The sequence below is a fragment of the Atopobium minutum 10063974 genome (assembly GCF_000364325.1).
Taxonomy (GTDB): domain Bacteria; phylum Actinomycetota; class Coriobacteriia; order Coriobacteriales; family Atopobiaceae; genus Atopobium; species Atopobium minutum.
The window spans coordinates 694129-710241 of the sequence record NZ_KB822533.1; the positions used below are offsets into that span (position 1 = coordinate 694129).

Sequence of the window (16113 nt, forward strand, 5' to 3'; positions counted from 1 at the left end):
TTATATCAACAGAGTGTTGATTTTTATTTCCATTTGAAGGAGACAAAGCGTGGCAGACACTACTGTCCAGAACGAACAAGCAGAACAATCCAAACCAAGCTCAAGTACTACTACAAAAACACGTCGTAGGCGCAGTAAAAAAACTGCTGACACTACGGTAGCCGATAGCGTTTCTGCATCGGAAACCTCGTCCGCTTCAGCTGCGTCAGCTACCTCAGATGCTCAGGCAGCTGTGGCTACAAAAAAATCGGCCGTGGCAGCTGGAGCAGATTCCACAGCAAACCCGGCTACGGCAAATCCACCTCTTACTTTACCCAAGCGTCGTCGTGGTCGTCCCTCTAAGGCGGAAAAAGCTGCCTATGAAGCAGCACTTGCTGCATTTCAAGCAGCACAGGCAGCGCAAGCGGTACAGCCCACGCAGCCCGCATCTGATGGTTCAGTGGCTACCAAAGCAGACTCTGCAAAGGGTAACGACGTTAAGAAGATGACAAGGCGCACGCAACGTCATACCAAGGCAAGCACTCAGGTAGCACCTGCACCTACGCAGACCCTCTCGGAAGCAGAAGCCGCAGCTTTTGTAGCTGCTGCAGCTCAAGGTAAGGCCGCTCGTAAGGATGCTGCTTCTGCAGCTAGTTCCCAAGCTGATGCAGCGAACGCCTCCATCACTACGGCTATTACGCCTACTGCCACCACTACTGCTATTGTAGCCACACCCGCTACCACACCTGCTACTACCACTGTAGCTGCCGCAACCACTGCAGATACGCCTTCCACGGATGTACCAGCAGAGCAGCAAGAAGCACGTCCTTCTCGCCGTCGTCAGAGTCGCCCTGGACGCAACGCCAAAAACTTGCAGGATACAAATGGTTCTGCAAATAATGCTTCTTCTCGTAATTCCAATACGCAAAATGATCGCGATTCTCGCAATGACCGAGATAATCGCAACGAGCGTAATTCGCGCAATGAGCGCAATACCAATCGCCGCAATAATAACCGTCGCAATAATTTTGTGGACACCAACGCCGAGCCTTCTCTTACACGCGAGCAGCTGGCCGAGATGAAGGTTGCGGAGCTGCGCGCTAAGGCCGCTGAACTGGAAATTGATTTTACCGGTGTTAAAAAGACCGACCTCATCGAGCTCATTTATACCACCGCTGCCCATGCCGAGGGCTTTAGGCAGGTAGCAGGCGTGCTGGAAATCCAAAAAGAAGGCCACGGCTTTGTGCGCTGCGATGGCTATATGCATGGCCCCAATGATGCCTACATCTTTAGCCAGATCATTCGCCAATACAGCTTGCGAGCTGGAGATTTTATCGAAGGCATTGTTGTTCCCGCTCGCGGTACCAATAAGTCATTGCCTCCCATTGGTCGCATCACATCCATCAACGGGCTTACGCCTGAGGAAGCGCGCAAGCGCCCCAAGTTCCGCGACCTTACCCCCATTTATCCTAACGAGCCGCTCAAGCTTGAGAATGGTAAGGATTCTATTACGGGTCGCGCCATTGATTTGGTTTCGCCTATTGGTAAGGGCCAGCGTGGTTTGATTGTTTCGCCTCCTAAGGCCGGTAAGACTACGGTTCTTAAGCATATTTGTCAGTCGATTGCCGCCAATAATCCCGAGGTTCATCTTATTTGCCTTTTGGTTGACGAGCGTCCCGAGGAAGTTACGGATATGCAACGCTCCATTAAGGGCGAGGTAGTAGCATCCACCTTTGATATGCCTGCCGAGAACCACACGGCGGTTTCTGAGCTTGTGATTGAGCGCGCAAAGCGCCTGGTAGAGCTGGGTGGGGACGTGGTAGTTGTCCTCGACTCCATTACGCGCTTGGCCCGAGCCTATAACCTAGCACAGCCTGCTAGTGGCCGTATTTTGTCCGGCGGTGTTGATTCTGCGGCGCTCTACCCACCCAAACGTTTTTTGGGTGCTGCCCGTAATATCGAGAATGGCGGGTCGCTTACCATCATTGCCTCTGCACTCATTGATACCGGATCCAAGATGGATGAGGTAATCTTTGAAGAGTTCAAGGGCACCGGTAATATGGAGCTTAAGCTTGATCGCGATCTGGCCGATAAGCGCATTTTCCCCGCTATCGATCCCGTTGCTTCTGGCACTCGTAATGAAGAGCTGCTTATTGATCAAGCACTGCAGCCGTTTGTATGGGGTATTCGCCGCATTTTGGCCAATATGAATAACGTAGAGCGTGCTGAGTCCTCGTTGGTTAAGAGCCTTAAGGCAACTAACAACAACGAAGAGTTCCTTATTCGCTCCGCTAAGAAGGCTCAAAACGCCGAGCACATAGATGCTTTGTAAGATTTATCTATAAGGTCTGCTCAAACGCCAGTCACTCAAGCTGAGAGGCTGGCGTTTTTATATAGCACGTGTCGTAGCGTTATTAATATTAATAACGCTACGATAATAGTGCTACGACACAGTGGAAGTACGAGTCGAAAGTACGAGTAGCAGCGTGGGGTACAAGCGAGAAAACAAGCGTGAGCACGCAGCAAAAGCAAATATTTTGCTCCATTTGTAGCAGAAATTTATAAAGTTGCCTATTATTTTGCATTTCTCGATATTTTTTTGCTAAAGTCACGCTACACTCAAAAAAGATATGTTGAACTTAGGTTTAGCAAGCGACGGTACACACTCTTAAAACAAACTACGCCGTTGTGCTTGTGTCGGTCATATTGTATGGCAAGACCAGCCTTATATCGTAGCTAGATTGGTACCGCCCTTGCATATGGCAGGGAAGGTATTGAGGCATATGAAACGCTATAGTACACATCCAGCGGTATATGCTGGACTGATGAGCGTTGTATTTGTAAGCGTTCCGAGTACCGCTCTGGCTCTTTCTGCTCAGACTCTTTCTTCGTTGCCTGGACCTCGCGTGGTAATTCCTGTTGCCGTGGCAGCCTGTGTGAGTATTGCAGGCATTACGTACGGTATTGCTCGCAAGCAAGCGCTCAAACAGCTTGAGAATTCTTATCAAACTGAGCAGGATATTCTGCAGCGCATGGATAGTGTGATTGCTGAGTCTGATGCCAGCTCTGATACCGACACCACTGGTGCCCACGCAGCTCGCGACTATGAGCAAATTGCACAAAACTATGTTAATCGACAGCGTTATCAAGAGCGTGTGGCCATTCAGCAACGGGGTGTAAAGGCAACGCTGCTAGAACGCTTAGGAGCACGCTTTAGTGGCAGCATGATGGATGGCCTGCCAGTAATTGAGCGTGCCGACGGCTCCGTTGGTGATGTGGGAACGAGCTGGTGGGAAGCTACCGTTGGCCCCAATATCACGCGTGGTAGCATTTTTGAGCCGGTGCCGGATGATCCAACTGCCCCCCAGCTTCAAACGCCAACACCTCAGGCTGCTCAGTCTCGTCGTCGTCATGCAGAAGTGGTTTCTCGTGTGGCACATCTGGATTTGGGCATGTATCCCAAACGTCGTGAAAGCCAAGAGCTCAGCGACAAGCGCGACATGTGGGAGCTTGCGCTAGCAGCACTTGACGAGAAACTCGATGATACTGGTTCTGTGGCTATTAACATTCCGTCTTCTGCGCCAAAGCCCGTAATGGCACGTGTTGCCGCTGAGCTTACCGGGCAGATGGTTGTTGATGACAAGACAACTTCCAGCGCACCTGCAGCTCAGCAGATCAGCGCGCAATCTGAGCCTTTCTCGACATCCGGTGCGCAGGGAATGGACCTGCACGGCATGGATGTCCTTGGTATAGATACGCTCGATGAACCCGATTTCCCTGAGCCCAGTACCGAGGTTTTGCACTTCCACGTTCCGGCCAATCATCCTGAGATTACGGACGAGAAGAGCTATGTTGCGTATTTGATCTCTGATGAGGAAGCAAAAGTACAATCAAAGCGTTATGGTGCCCATGCAAAGAAGTACGATTACTTGCGTGTTATTGATGGCGGTACCAATACGCGTCTACAGGTGTTGCAACCAAGCAAGAAGAGCAGCTACAAGCCACGCCATATGAAGCAGGTTTCTGAGGCTGCCTCGCATGCAGTAGGCACAGCGGATTCGTTTGTCATAGCACAGCAAGGCTAGCTCTTATCGGCACTGTCTTTAAAGCGAACTCCCGTTTGAGCTGCATGTAAATCACGCACCCAATAGCTTGGATAGGAACTGCATATGGCATCTATAAGGGCCTGCGCAGTTTTTTGTTCATGCGCAACGGCAATCATGCTTGAGCCAGAGCCAGAAATCATAAAGCCGTCGGCCCCATGCGCAAGGACACACGCCCGCAGCTGATCATAATCTGCAATAAGTTGCTTTCGATAAGGTTCGTGGAGCCGGTCCGCGTTAGCGGCTGCAAAAACATCCATTTTCCCCGAGGTCAAGGCGTCAATGACGCCAACTACGCGTCCCATTTGCCATACGGCGTCCTCAAAGGGAACCGTGGTGGGCAGTACCCGCCGAGCGTCTGCTGTACGCACCTCGTAGGGCGGAGCAATGGTAATAAAATGCAGCTGATTGCATATGGCAAAGTGTGTCGAGAAAACCTTGCTGTGGGAGCAGCTGTCTGCGTTCTTGTCGCTGGCATCCGCGTCTACCTGCAGGTTTGCGTCCTTGTCGTCCGTGTTCGCGCTACCAACGCTTGCGGTAAACGCGGTAAACGAGCTAACCAATCCGCCCATGATAGCGGGGGCCACATTGTCGGGATGTCCTTCCAGCTTGGTGGCCATATCAAGGGTAAATGCCTGATTGTAGGGCAGGCCACTGAGCAATTGAGCTGCTACAACACCGGCCACAATACAGCAGGCGCTTGATCCTAACCCGCCGGATAGGGGAATGTCAGAATCTATAGTTATGTGTACGGGAAAAGGCGCGTGCCCTAAGCGAGTTAGGGTGTCACAAAAGCTGGTCCATACAAGATTGTTGTTATTACAAAAACGTGGCTCACAGCCGTCAATCATAAGGGTATCTGAGCGCTCAAAGCTAAAACGAGCATAGAGATCAAGCGCCATGCCCAAACAATCAAAGCCTACACCCAAATTTGCTGAGGTAGCTGGTACGGTTACACAGATCATGCAAAGCTCTTCTCGCAAGCAGTGGATACAACAGCGGTCATGGCATCAAGAGAGCATACCTGAGGATGGAGTACGGCAGCCTCACGTAGCTTGCTGAGCTGTGTAGGCGCGGGTATACCAGTAAGACGCTGCAGCTCATCCATGGCCTCAAAACCAGAAAGGGTGCAAGGGGTGCCGGTGAGAGCCTCCAGGACGTCGGCAGAAAACTTGTAGGCATTGGCGGTGGAAAGCACCACGCGGCAGGCGGCGCTGGGTTTGGCAGCGTCCATCACACTCACAGCAACGGCCGTATGGGTATCCAGAAGGACCTTCTCGTCTGTCCATGCCTTATGAATGGCAGCGCGGGTTTGGTTGTCATCGGCGCGACCACCGGCAAAATTTTCCTGCAGCTTAGAGAGCAGTTCATCGCTAATTTGGTAGAAGCCTTGCTCTGAGAGCTGGGTCATATAGCTGCGGATAAGCTCGCAATCTCCCTCGGAAAGCAAATATAACAAACGCTCCAAATTGGAAGAAACCAAAATGTCCATGGACGGGGAGATGGTTTTGTTAAAGCTGCGGCGGCGGTCATAGCGTCCCGTGCGGATAAAATCAAACAGCACGTCGTTGGCATTGGATGCAACAGTTAGCTTTGCTACAGGCAAGCCCATGAGCTTGGCAAAGTAGCCTGCCAACACATTGCCAAAATTGCCCGTGGGGACATAAAACTCAAGGGGATCGCCCAGCGTGATGTTGCCAGCGCGCACCAGCTGCGCATACGCATCAAAGTAGTAGACCACTTGGGGGATCAGTCTGCCAATGTTGATGGAGTTTGCGCTGGACAAAACGATGTTTTGAGCCGCCAGCTGCTCTGCGAGATCAGGATTGGCAAAGATATGTTTAACCTGTGTTTGGATGTCATCAAAGTTACCCTCAACGGCGCTTACGGCAACGTTAGTGCCGGCCTGCGTAACCATTTGCAGCCGTTGCATGTCAGAGACCTTGCCTTCGGGATAAAATACCGTAATGCCGCAGCCAGCAACGTTTGCAAAACCAGCTAAAGCAGCCTTGCCCGTATCTCCCGAGGTAGCCGTCACAATCATGACGTTACGATCATCATCGTGCCGAGAAACACTCATAAGCTGTGGGAGCATTTGCAGGGCAATATCCTTAAAAGCGCTGGTGGGACCATGCCACAGTTCAAGCAACCATGAACTACCCAAGGCGCTTATCGGCGTTATGGCAAAACTGTCAAACCCGCTGCCATAGGCGGCGTTAACGCAGTTTGTTATCTCGGCAGCAGAAAAGTCATCTAAAAGGGTACTGAGGATCAGTACGGCGTTTTGCATAAAACTATTGTTACAAACAGTCTGAAGATCAATGCGCTTCTCGGCTAGGTTATCGCAGATAAACAGCCCACCATCGGCAGCGATGCCCTGTAAAATTGCTTGCTTACTTGTTAACAGTTCATGTGTAGAACGCGTGCTGTGGTAAAAAGTACTCATATGCTACTCCAGAGCTATAGTATTTCAAGCAAACCTATGCATAACCTATGCATATAGTAACGGCAAAAGGAATGTTGCGGGCATCTGGCTACCAACTGGAAATGTTGAGCCTAGTATTGGTGAGCCTGGCACTGTTGAGTCGATTGGAACGTGCATGAATATTGCCTTACTCGGATACGGGACCGTAGGACAGGGGGCCGATCAGATTATATCGAGCTCATGTCCCACTTTGGAGGTTACACGCATCCTCAAGCGACCCGGAAAGTGTTGTGATCCTCGTGATACGGATAGCTTTGATGCCATTCTTGCCGATACAAGCGTGGAGCTTGTTGCAGAATGCATGGGCGGTATAGAGCCTGCTCACAGCTATATTTTGGCGGCCCTTAAAGCGGGTAAGCATGTGGTAAGTGCCAACAAGGCTGTGGTGGCTCGCTACTTTGATGAGTTTGCGCGCACCGCACAAGCTCACAACGTAGGCCTATACATAGAAGCAACTACCGGCGGCGGTATTCCGTGGCTGGCAGGCTTACGGAAAATGCGGCGCATAGATGCCATCACATCTTTTAGCGGTATTCTCAACGGTACGTCTAACTACATTTTGGACCGCATGGCGCATTCTCGTGATCGCTTTGATACGGTGCTTGCTGCAGCACAGGCACAGGGCTATGCGGAGGCAGATCCCAGTGCGGATATTGATGGCTACGATGTTGCCAACAAAACAATCATTTCCGCGGTGCACGCCTTTGATGTGTTTCATGCTGCAGACATCCCCACGCTGGGAATTCGCAGCTGCACCCGCGCTGATATAGATGCGCTTGCTTCCTGTGGGCTTGCTCTTAAGCTTTTGGGGCAGGGCGTGGCTACCTTCTCTGCGTATGCATTGGCTGTCCAACCAGTGGTAGTGCCGCTCTTCTCGTTAGAAGCACAGGTTCCCAAGAATTTTAATATGGTTACTGCCACAGGCATGTCCATTGGTGAGCTCAAGTTTTATGGTCAGGGTGCTGGAAGTTTGCCCACTGGCAACGCCATGGTGCAAGACATGCTGGACTGCGTTGCAGCCATCCAGCCAAGTTACACGCTTTCTGCCGATAAAACCTACGATTGTTCACTGCTTACCAGCAACTATCTGGTTCGTACCACCGCAGCTATTCCAGAGAGGTTTGTCGCCAAAGCAGGCGCGGCACCCAGCACGGAGGCCAATACAACAACCAATGCGGCATCCAGCACGGAAGCCAACGCACTTCCTCCTGAGTTAGCAACAACCTTCCAGCTTGTGCCTGCTCTTACGGCAGAGCAGGCCGCCCAGCTTTCACAGGAACTGTTGTCGTGTGATCCGCACAGCTTTATAGCTGCGTATCCGTCGAGCGCATCATCCAAGGAGATATAGTCCATGCTCAAACTCGCAAAGTTTGGGGGCACCAGTGTTGCCAGTGCCCAACAGTTTAAAAAAGTTGCCGCTATCGTATCTGCCGACTCAGAGCGGCGTTATGTTGTGGTGTCTGCGCCGGGCAAGCGCTTTGCCACAGATAACAAGATTACGGACTTATTATTGCTGGTAAATGCCCATATTTTATATCACGTGGATTGCACGGCACTGTTGGAAACCATCAAGCAGCGCTATGTAGACATTGCGCAAGAACTCAAGCTAAGTTACCCCATAGCGCAAAAGTTTGATGAGTTTGCCTTGCATGTAAAAGATGTTTCTCCGGAGTACATCGTTTCTCGTGGAGAATGGTTTACCGCACGGCTCATGGCAGAGCTTCTCGATAAGCCCTTTGTGGATGCAGCAGATGTTATTCGCTTTCATCATGACGGTAGCCTTAACCAGGAAGCCACCGCTGAGCTTTTGCAGCATATGGTTGCTCAAAAGGGTAGTTTTGTATTGCCGGGCTTTTACGGAGCAACCTCCGACGGCAAGATTAAGCTGTTTGAGCGTGGTGGTGGAGACATTACCGGTGCCGTTGTTGCGCGCGCTTTGTCGGTGCAGGTCTATGAAAACTGGACGGATGTATCTGGGTTTTTGGCGGCAGATCCGCGCATTGTAGACAATCCACGTACCATTCATCGTATTACGTACAACGAGATGCGTGAACTTTCGTATATGGGCGCCTCCGTTTTGCAGGAAGAAGCTATTTTCCCTGTTCGTGAGGCAAATATTCCCATTCAAATCAAGAATACCAACGACCCCAAAGCCAGGGGCACCATGATTCGCGAGACGGCTGAGGAGCGTGCCAGCGAGCACTTGATTACGGGTGTGGCGGGGCGCAAAAACTTTACTGCAGTCCATATCCAAAAAGCGCATATGTCTTCCGAGGTTGGGTTCATTCGCCGTGCACTAAGCGTTTTTGAGCGCTATCACGTATCCGTAGAACATGTGCCCACGGGGATAGATTCCTTTGGCATTGTGGTTAATGGCGCCGATGTTTGCGACACTATCTACTCCCTTGTTACGGATCTGCAAACAGAACTGCAGCCTGATTCTATCCAGCTGGTTGAGCATCTTGCTTTAATTAGTGTGGTCGGTCGTAATATCAGCCGTCGTGCTGGTACTTCTGGTCGGATCTTTGGTGTGTTGGGCGAGGCGGGGGTAAACATTCGCATGATTACCCAGTCTTCTCAGGAGATTTCTATTATTTTAGGCGTCAATAATGAAGACTTCGATACAGCAATTCGTGTGCTGTACGATCGCTTTGTAAAGAGCGAGATGGTCTGTGTTACCAGCGAGTAAGGGGATGGGATGGCTGGAAAAGTTGTAGCAATTTTGGGTGCGACGGGTGTGGTGGGCACCCAAATGATGCGCTGTTTAGAGGAACGTCATTTTCCTGTTTCTCAGTTGGTGCCACTGGCATCACAGCGCTCTGTGGGAAAGACGGTTAGGTTTTGCAATGAAGATCACGCTGTCCAGCTGGCATCTGCCCATGCATTTGATGGGGTGGATATTGTGCTTGGTGCAGCAGGGGACCAGCAGGCTTCTGAGCTGTTACCTCAGGCTGCCCAGCAGGGATGTGTGTGCGTAGATAATAGTCATGCATTTAGGCTTTGCGCTGATGTTCCTCTGGTTATTCCAGAGATCAACAAGCAAGATATTGCTCAACATCCGCGCAATATCATTGCCAACCCCAACTGTGCCACCATTATTGGATTGGTGCCAACATGGCCGCTGCATCAGGCGGCAGGCATCAAACGCATGATTGTCTCAACCTATCAGGCTGCGTCTGGTGCGGGCCTGGCTGGTTTGCACGAGCTGGTTCGGGAGCATAAGGCAATCGATGCCAGTCAAGACGTGGGATCAACGGAGCCTTTTGCATATCAGCTTGCTTATAACCTTATTCCGCAAATTGGCGGCTTTGGGCAGGATGACTACACCTCTGAGGAGCTCAAGATGCAGCATGAGGGACGTAAGATCATGCATCTGCCTGAGTTTCGTGTGAGCTGTACCTGCGTGCGTGTGCCTGTTATGCGTTCGCATTCAGAATCCATCACGATTGATTTTGAGCAGCCACTTTCTCCAGATGAGGCTCGTGAGATTTTGTCGCAAGCACCCGGCGTCAAGCTTGTCGATACACCCGATGAGCTTGCTTATCCCATGCCTTTGGATGCTTCTGACCAAGACCTGATCTTAGTTGGTCGTATTCGCAGAGATCTTTCCAGTCCTCACCCTGAGCGCTCGTTGACGTTTTGGTGTTGCGGAGACCAAATTCGTAAGGGTGCTGCTACCAATGCTGTGCAGATTGCAGAGTGTCTTTTATAGCTGGTTGTAGAGTGCTCTGTATAGCTGGCTTAAATAATCTGTTCAATATGTGATTGCAAATGTGATTGCAAAAAAGTTCTCATTTACACTTGCATCCACGATAATTTTTGCAATAATAATACACGCGCCATTTGAGGTGGGCAAATGGTGGGTGTAGCTCAGTTGGCAGAGCGACGGACTGTGGCTCCGTAGGTCGAGGGTTCGAGACCCTTCACCCACCCCATTAACAAGTGTATATGGATCGTTAGCTCAGCTGGTAGAGCAGGGGACTCTTAATCCCAAGGTCCAGGGTTCGAACCCCTGACGATCCACCATTTGAACTTCTAACTCAGAGTCGCAGCGCGGCCCTGAGTTTTTTATTAGTCCGCTCTAGTTCGCTAATGGGTACAATCAAAATGCGTATATACAATCACTACAGCAGCTAAGGGAGTAGTGTTCATGGCATCTATGGCACCCGTGGCATCGGAACTTATTTTTTTGGAACCCGTCTTTCATCAGAAGATTTGGGGCGGACGCATGCTTGAGTCAGATTTTGGCTATCACATTCCCGATGGTCCCATAGGTGAGTGCTGGGCAATTTCTGCTCACCCCGCAGGTGATTGTAAAATTGCTCGTGGTAGCCATGCGGGCAGGTACCTATCTGAGCTGTGGGATAGCAATCGTGAGTTGTTTGGCAATCTTGCGGGCACTCAGTTTCCTTTGCTTATTAAGATCCTTGCCGCAGATGATGACCTGTCCATTCAGGTACATCCGGATGATAGCTATGCTGCCGAGCATGAAAACGGCTCGTTAGGTAAGTGCGAGTGCTGGTATGTGCTTTCTGCTAAGCCTGGTGCAACTATTGTGATTGGACAACATGCTCACTCGCGTGAGGAGTTTGCCCATGCGGTCCAAGAGGGTGCATGGGATGAGCTTCTCAACATTATTCCTGTTAAAGTAGGTGATTTTTTCCAAATCAATCCCGGCTGCGTCCATGCAATCCGTGGAGGCACGCTCATTTTGGAAACACAGCAGTCTTCTGACATAACCTATCGTGTGTATGATTACGACCGCCGCCAAGCAGACGGTAGCTTGCGTGAATTACATATGCAGCAGTCACTTGATGTTATCGACTACAACCAGCAGGTTCCCACCGATGGCACTATTGTTGCTGCCGAGAAGGGCGGCGTAACTCGTCTTGTTTCTTGTAATCGCTATACTGTTGATCGCGTGCGCGTGGACGGCAGCACTACCCTTACTGCCGAGTGGCCCTTCCTGTGTGTGAGCGTTATTGCAGGGTCGGGAACTGCTCAGGGTCAAGCTATTGCAAGGGGAGATCACTTTATTGTGCCTGCGGGTATTGAGGTGCTGGAGCTTACGGGCACTATGGAGCTTATTTGCTCATATCCACCTGCGGAATAGTACCTGTGGAATAACTGGTGCGCCCGGGGGGATTCGAACCCCCAGCCAGCGGATTAGAAGTCCGATACTCTATCCAATTGAGCTACGGGCGCATGCAAAGGAATTTTATCATGTTGCAGCATTGTATGCCTGATAAAGATACATTTTTACAATTTGTATGCACGTATCGATACTTTTATGTGTAAAAAGCGCTTCTAATGCGTCATACTTGTATAGAGCCTTGAAAAAATCTTCAGGAGGGTCTGTCTTGATTTATACCGTTACTCTTAACCCTGCAATCGATTATGTAATGCATCCGCTTACGCTCGACATGGGTTTTACCAACCGATCTTCCAGTGAAGAAATGTATTGCGGTGGTAATGGTATCAATATCGCTGGTATTCTCAACGAGCTTGGTGTAGCCAATACCGCAATGGGCATTTGTGGTGGTTTTACGGGTGACTATCTGATTGAGTCACTCCAGTCCCAAGGGATTTCTTGCAATTTTGTCCGCTTGGATAAGGGCAATACGCGCATCAATGTCAAGCTCAACGGTATTGTTATGTCCATCGTTAATGGCATGGGTCCAAAAATTCCCCACCGCAAGCTGGAAGAGTTGTTGCAGCGCATGGAGATGATCCAGTCCGGAGACACCGTGGTGCTTACAGGTTCCATTCCTAAGAGCCTGCCGGACACCACCTATGACATGATCATGAACCACTTGGCTGGCCGAGGCATTCGTTTTGTGGTGGACGCTCCGGGTACGCTTTTGTTGCGCGCTTTGAGTGCTAAGCCTTTCCTCATTAAGCCCAACAATCACGAGGTTGGTCGCCTCTTTAATGAGAAACCAGAAACCCCCGAGGAGTGCCTGCCCTTTGCCCGCATCCTACATGATCGCGGTGCAGCAAACGTTATTGTTTCTTGTGGTAAGTACGGCTCTGCTCTGTTGGACGAGCATGGCCATGAGCACATCACCCTCGTTCCTCCCTGTAAGCTGGTTAATGCTACCGGCGCCGGAGATTCCATGGTTGCTGGCTTTTTGGCCAAGCTGGATGAAGGCGCAGATTATGACACAGCGCTTAACTTTGCATCGAGCTGTGGTTCTGCTACCGCATCGTCCAAATACCTTGCAAATCGTGAAACTATCGAGAAACTCTACGCAGCTTTGGGTGGAGTTCTTGAAGAGCATAAAGAAGAGATTGATGCTGCCCTTGATCGTGTTCGCAAGGCAGAACGTCGTCTTGATACATTGACGGATTCATAAGGAGCGTTATGGTTTCTCAGAAAGTTACTCTTACCAATCCCAATGGTCTGCACATTGGCCCTGCAATGACGTTTTCTGACGCACTGTATGATTTTCCCTGCAAAATTGGGGTTATTTCTCAGGGTAAGTATGCAGATGCAAAGCGTCCTTTAGCCTTGCTGGGTATTGGCATTCCCACTGGTTCCGAGATTGAAATCGTATGTGATGGTGAGCGTGAAGACGAAGCCCTCGCAACCGCTCTTGATCTTATCAATAAGCTAAATTAGGTTTGGGAGGTTTCATGTTCCAAGGAGTTAATGCATCCGATGGCATTGGAATTGGCGTTGCCCAAGTTGCGGTAGAGCCTGATCTGACGTTTACCCCACACGCCCCTGAGGATACAGATGCCGAAAAGGCACGTTATGCAGCGGCTATTGCTAAGTTTATCGATCAGACCAACGCTCAGATTGAGCGCATGTCCCAAACAGTAGGCGATGATGCCGCAGCTATTATGGGTGCGCACATCGAGTTTGCCGAGGATGACGGCATCAAGATGATGGTCAATGGCTCCATCGAGTCTGGCATGTGTGCCGAGCAGGCTGTCTATGATGCCTATGAGTCCTACTACGTCATGTTTTCCCAGATGGAAGATGAGCTGTTCCGTGAGCGTGCAGCAGACGTAGCAGATGTACGAACTGGTCTTTTGGCGGACCTATTGGGCAGGCAGGTAGTAGATCTGTCCACGCTGCCGGAGAACTCCATCGTGGTAGTGCATGAACTTACGCCTTCTATGACGGCAGATATCGATAAGGACCACGTGGCCGGCATTGTTACCGAGACCGGCGGTCGTACCTCTCACTCGGCAATTATCGCGCGCGCCCTGGAAATTCCTGCGGTTTTGTCGGTCGCCGATATCACTACCGCTATCAACAGCGGTGACACGGTGGTAGTAGATGGCACCAATGGCGTTGTTATTGCCAATCCTAATGATGCCGAGCTTTCCAAGTATTCCAACGAGGCTAAAAAGTACGCTGAAGAAAAGGCTGCTCTTGAGGCGTATCGCGGCAAGGAAACGCTTACCGCAGATGGCGACAAGGTCTTGCTGGTTGCTAATATCGGCAATCCCGATGATGCCAATGTTGCTGCCGAGCATGATACCGAGGGTATTGGTCTGTTCCGTTCTGAGTTCTTGTTCATGGATGCTTCTGAGTTGCCCTCTGAGGACGAGCAGTTTGCTGCCTATCAGAAGGTTGCGCTGCGCATGAAGGGCATGCCTATCATTATTCGTACGCTTGATGTGGGTGGCGATAAGGAAATTCCTTATCTCAATCTGCAGAAGGAAGAAAACCCCTTCATGGGCTTCCGTGCCGTGCGTTACTGCCTCAACCATCCTGACCAGTATAAGGTGCAACTTCGTGCACTGTTGCGCGCCTCTGCCTTTGGTGACATTAAGATCATGCTGCCTTTGGTAACCACCATTGATGAGGTCCGTGAGGCCAAGGCGTTGGTAGAGGAGTGCAAGAACGAACTTCGTGCTGAGGGTATTCAATTTAACGAGAATATCGAAGTGGGCACAATGATCGAAACTCCCGCGGCCTCGCTTATCGCAGACGATTTGGCTGCCGAGTGCGACTTCTTCTCCATTGGCACCAACGACCTCATTGGTTATACCATGTGTGCAGACCGCGGCAATGACCGTGTTGCATATCTATATCAGGTATACCAGCCTGCTGTGCTGCGCTCCCTTAAGTATCTTATTGCACAGGGCAACAAGGCCGGCATTATGGTTGGCATGTGCGGCGAGGCAGCAGCAGATCCGCTGCTCATTCCTGTGTTGCTATCCTTTGGCCTGACTGAGTTTTCTGTTTCTGCACCCTCTATTTTGCGCACCCGCAAAACCATCTCTAAGTGGACCAAGGCTGAGGCTGATGAACTCACCAACGAGGTTATGACTCTTAAGACTGCTGCAGAAGTACGCGCTGCTCTTAAAGAGGCTGCTCGATAAGAAGGCTTGTTAGCACAAGGCCTGCTAACCCGCTCATAAACGACCTTAAGATCGTATCTAGTGCTGTAGCGCCCGTCTTTGGACGGACGCTTTTTTGAGCTTCCACTACCTTAAGCAGCTACTCAGATGGCTATCTACCACGTGCAGGATGGGGAAGTAATAACCCTCAGCTCATCAGAAAGCAGCTCAACATCAAAGCTGTGGCCCGTAAGTTCTTCTCCGTCAGCCTGTACAGGGACATCTTCATCAAACTCAAGATGGAGTTTCTTACTCCGTGTGGTTTTGACCACACGTGAAGTAGTGTGTAAGCCAGCGCGCATCATACTCAGCAGCCTCAAAATGGTAGGCACGGTTGGGATACGGGTGTTGTAGCACACATCAAACAAACCGTCATCGGGAATAGCTCCGGGGCAAACCTTAAATCCGGCTCCGTAGGTCGGACCAATATTTATGGCAAAGATGATCTCCCGCAAATCGAGGGTTGTCTCGCCATTCGTTTTGTCGTCCGTCTCGGCATTTGCCTTGCCAGCTGTCTTGTCATTCGTCTCGGTATCTATGGTCGCAACGACATGCCAGCCCTTATGTGCTTTGCTCAGCAGCTTGACACTAGAGCTGATAAACAAAGCAGTGCCTTCTTGGGTGTCACCCTGATTGCGCCGTGCGGTAGTGTCGTGCGCAATGGCGGCGTCAATGCCAAAGGACAGCGTTTGCATAAAGTACTCATCGTTTACTTTACCAAGGTCAATTGCCCGCACAGGTCCCTGCATAATCTGTCCCAAAGCCGCTTCAGGCGCATTGCGGGCCAAGCCTAAGGTGCGCGCATAATCGTTGCCGGTGCCCATGGGGATAATGCCCAGTACCGGTCTGTCTTTGGTAGGGATGTCCATCAGGCCGTTTACGATTTCGTGAATAACGCCGTCGCCACCCAAAGCAATAACTGTTTGATAGGCACGTGCAGCAGCGGCCATTACACGGGCATCGCCCATAGCAGACGTACGTTGGATGGTATAGCCCTCGGTGGCGGACTCAAAACTGTTTAAGAAGCGCTCAACAAAGTTGGTAGCAGCAGCACCTTTACCACTGTGAGAGGCGGGATTAGCAATAACAAGGGTGCGCCCTAGCCTAGGTGTTGGCATAGAGTTCCTTTCGTGGTTTAAATATATCCGCCAACTATCTTAACGGTTATAGAGTGCAATAAGGCGGCAG

The 16113-nt window shown here is 50.7% G+C and carries 12 protein-coding genes and 3 tRNA genes; 11 read left to right on the plus strand and 4 right to left on the minus strand.

Translation table 11 applies throughout. The features are described 5' to 3' along the window. The first annotated feature begins 49 nt into the window (after positions 1 to 49). A complete protein-coding gene (gene rho, locus HMPREF1091_RS08230; RefSeq protein WP_002563407.1) occupies positions 50 to 2311 on the plus strand; it encodes a transcription termination factor Rho in 2262 nt (753 codons plus the stop codon). 451 nt (positions 2312 to 2762) lie between these two features. After that, positions 2763 to 4064, plus strand: a complete 1302-nt coding sequence (locus tag HMPREF1091_RS08005; protein WP_002563408.1) for a hypothetical protein — start codon at positions 2763 to 2765, stop codon at positions 4062 to 4064. Here HMPREF1091_RS08005 and thrB read toward each other — a convergent pair. Beyond that, positions 4061 to 5047, minus strand: coding sequence for a homoserine kinase (thrB, locus tag HMPREF1091_RS08010; protein ID WP_002563409.1), 987 nt, complete (start codon positions 5045 to 5047; stop codon positions 4061 to 4063). The genes HMPREF1091_RS08005 and thrB overlap by 4 nt on opposite strands. Continuing rightward, positions 5044 to 6528 (minus strand): threonine synthase, encoded by a 1485-nt coding sequence (thrC, locus tag HMPREF1091_RS03255; RefSeq protein WP_002563410.1) that lies wholly within the window; start codon positions 6526 to 6528, stop codon positions 5044 to 5046. Before thrC ends, thrB begins: the two co-directional genes overlap by 4 nt. Before the next feature lie 154 nt (positions 6529 to 6682). On the opposite strand from thrC, the gene HMPREF1091_RS03260 reads away from it, so the two are divergent. From HMPREF1091_RS03260 to HMPREF1091_RS03285, 6 genes are all read left to right on the plus strand, one after another. Continuing rightward, a complete protein-coding gene (locus tag HMPREF1091_RS03260) occupies positions 6683 to 7915 on the plus strand; it encodes a homoserine dehydrogenase (protein ID WP_002563411.1) in 1233 nt (410 codons plus the stop codon). A gap of 3 nt (positions 7916 to 7918) precedes the next feature. Next, the gene (locus HMPREF1091_RS03265; protein WP_002563412.1) at positions 7919 to 9256 is read left to right on the plus strand and encodes an aspartate kinase; all 1338 of its coding nucleotides are present in this window, start codon (positions 7919 to 7921) and stop codon (positions 9254 to 9256) included. Between the two features lie 9 nt (positions 9257 to 9265). Further along, a complete protein-coding gene (locus HMPREF1091_RS03270; protein ID WP_002563413.1) occupies positions 9266 to 10279 on the plus strand; it encodes an aspartate-semialdehyde dehydrogenase in 1014 nt (337 codons plus the stop codon). Between the two features lie 147 nt (positions 10280 to 10426). After that, a tRNA-His gene (locus HMPREF1091_RS03275) sits at positions 10427 to 10502 on the plus strand. A 15-nt stretch (positions 10503 to 10517) separates the two neighbouring features. Then, positions 10518 to 10593 (plus strand) — tRNA-Lys (locus tag HMPREF1091_RS03280). A 124-nt stretch (positions 10594 to 10717) separates the two neighbouring features. After that, positions 10718 to 11680: a type I phosphomannose isomerase catalytic subunit gene (locus tag HMPREF1091_RS03285; protein ID WP_002563414.1), complete on the plus strand. Its 963-nt coding sequence runs from the start codon at positions 10718 to 10720 to the stop codon at positions 11678 to 11680. 15 nt (positions 11681 to 11695) lie between these two features. Here HMPREF1091_RS03285 and HMPREF1091_RS03290 read toward each other — a convergent pair. Further along, positions 11696 to 11772, minus strand: a tRNA-Arg gene (locus tag HMPREF1091_RS03290). Positions 11773 to 11927: 155 nt separating this feature from the next. Here HMPREF1091_RS03290 and HMPREF1091_RS03295 point away from each other — a divergent pair. From HMPREF1091_RS03295 to ptsP, 3 genes are read left to right on the plus strand one after another with little or no spacing between them, the layout of a single operon-like run. Further along, positions 11928 to 12923, plus strand: coding sequence for a 1-phosphofructokinase family hexose kinase (locus HMPREF1091_RS03295; RefSeq protein WP_002563415.1), 996 nt, complete (start codon positions 11928 to 11930; stop codon positions 12921 to 12923). Between the two features lie 8 nt (positions 12924 to 12931). After that, positions 12932 to 13189 (plus strand): HPr family phosphocarrier protein, encoded by a 258-nt coding sequence (locus tag HMPREF1091_RS03300; RefSeq protein WP_002563416.1) that lies wholly within the window; start codon positions 12932 to 12934, stop codon positions 13187 to 13189. A gap of 14 nt (positions 13190 to 13203) precedes the next feature. Beyond that, on the plus strand, positions 13204 to 14907 hold the full coding sequence (gene ptsP, locus HMPREF1091_RS03305) for a phosphoenolpyruvate--protein phosphotransferase (RefSeq protein WP_002563417.1): 1704 nt from the start codon (positions 13204 to 13206) through the stop codon (positions 14905 to 14907). A gap of 134 nt (positions 14908 to 15041) precedes the next feature. Here the strand turns inward: ptsP and HMPREF1091_RS03310 are convergent, their stop codons facing one another. After that, positions 15042 to 16043, minus strand: coding sequence for a diacylglycerol/lipid kinase family protein (locus tag HMPREF1091_RS03310; protein WP_002563418.1), 1002 nt, complete (start codon positions 16041 to 16043; stop codon positions 15042 to 15044). Positions 16044 to 16113: the final 70 nt, after the last annotated feature.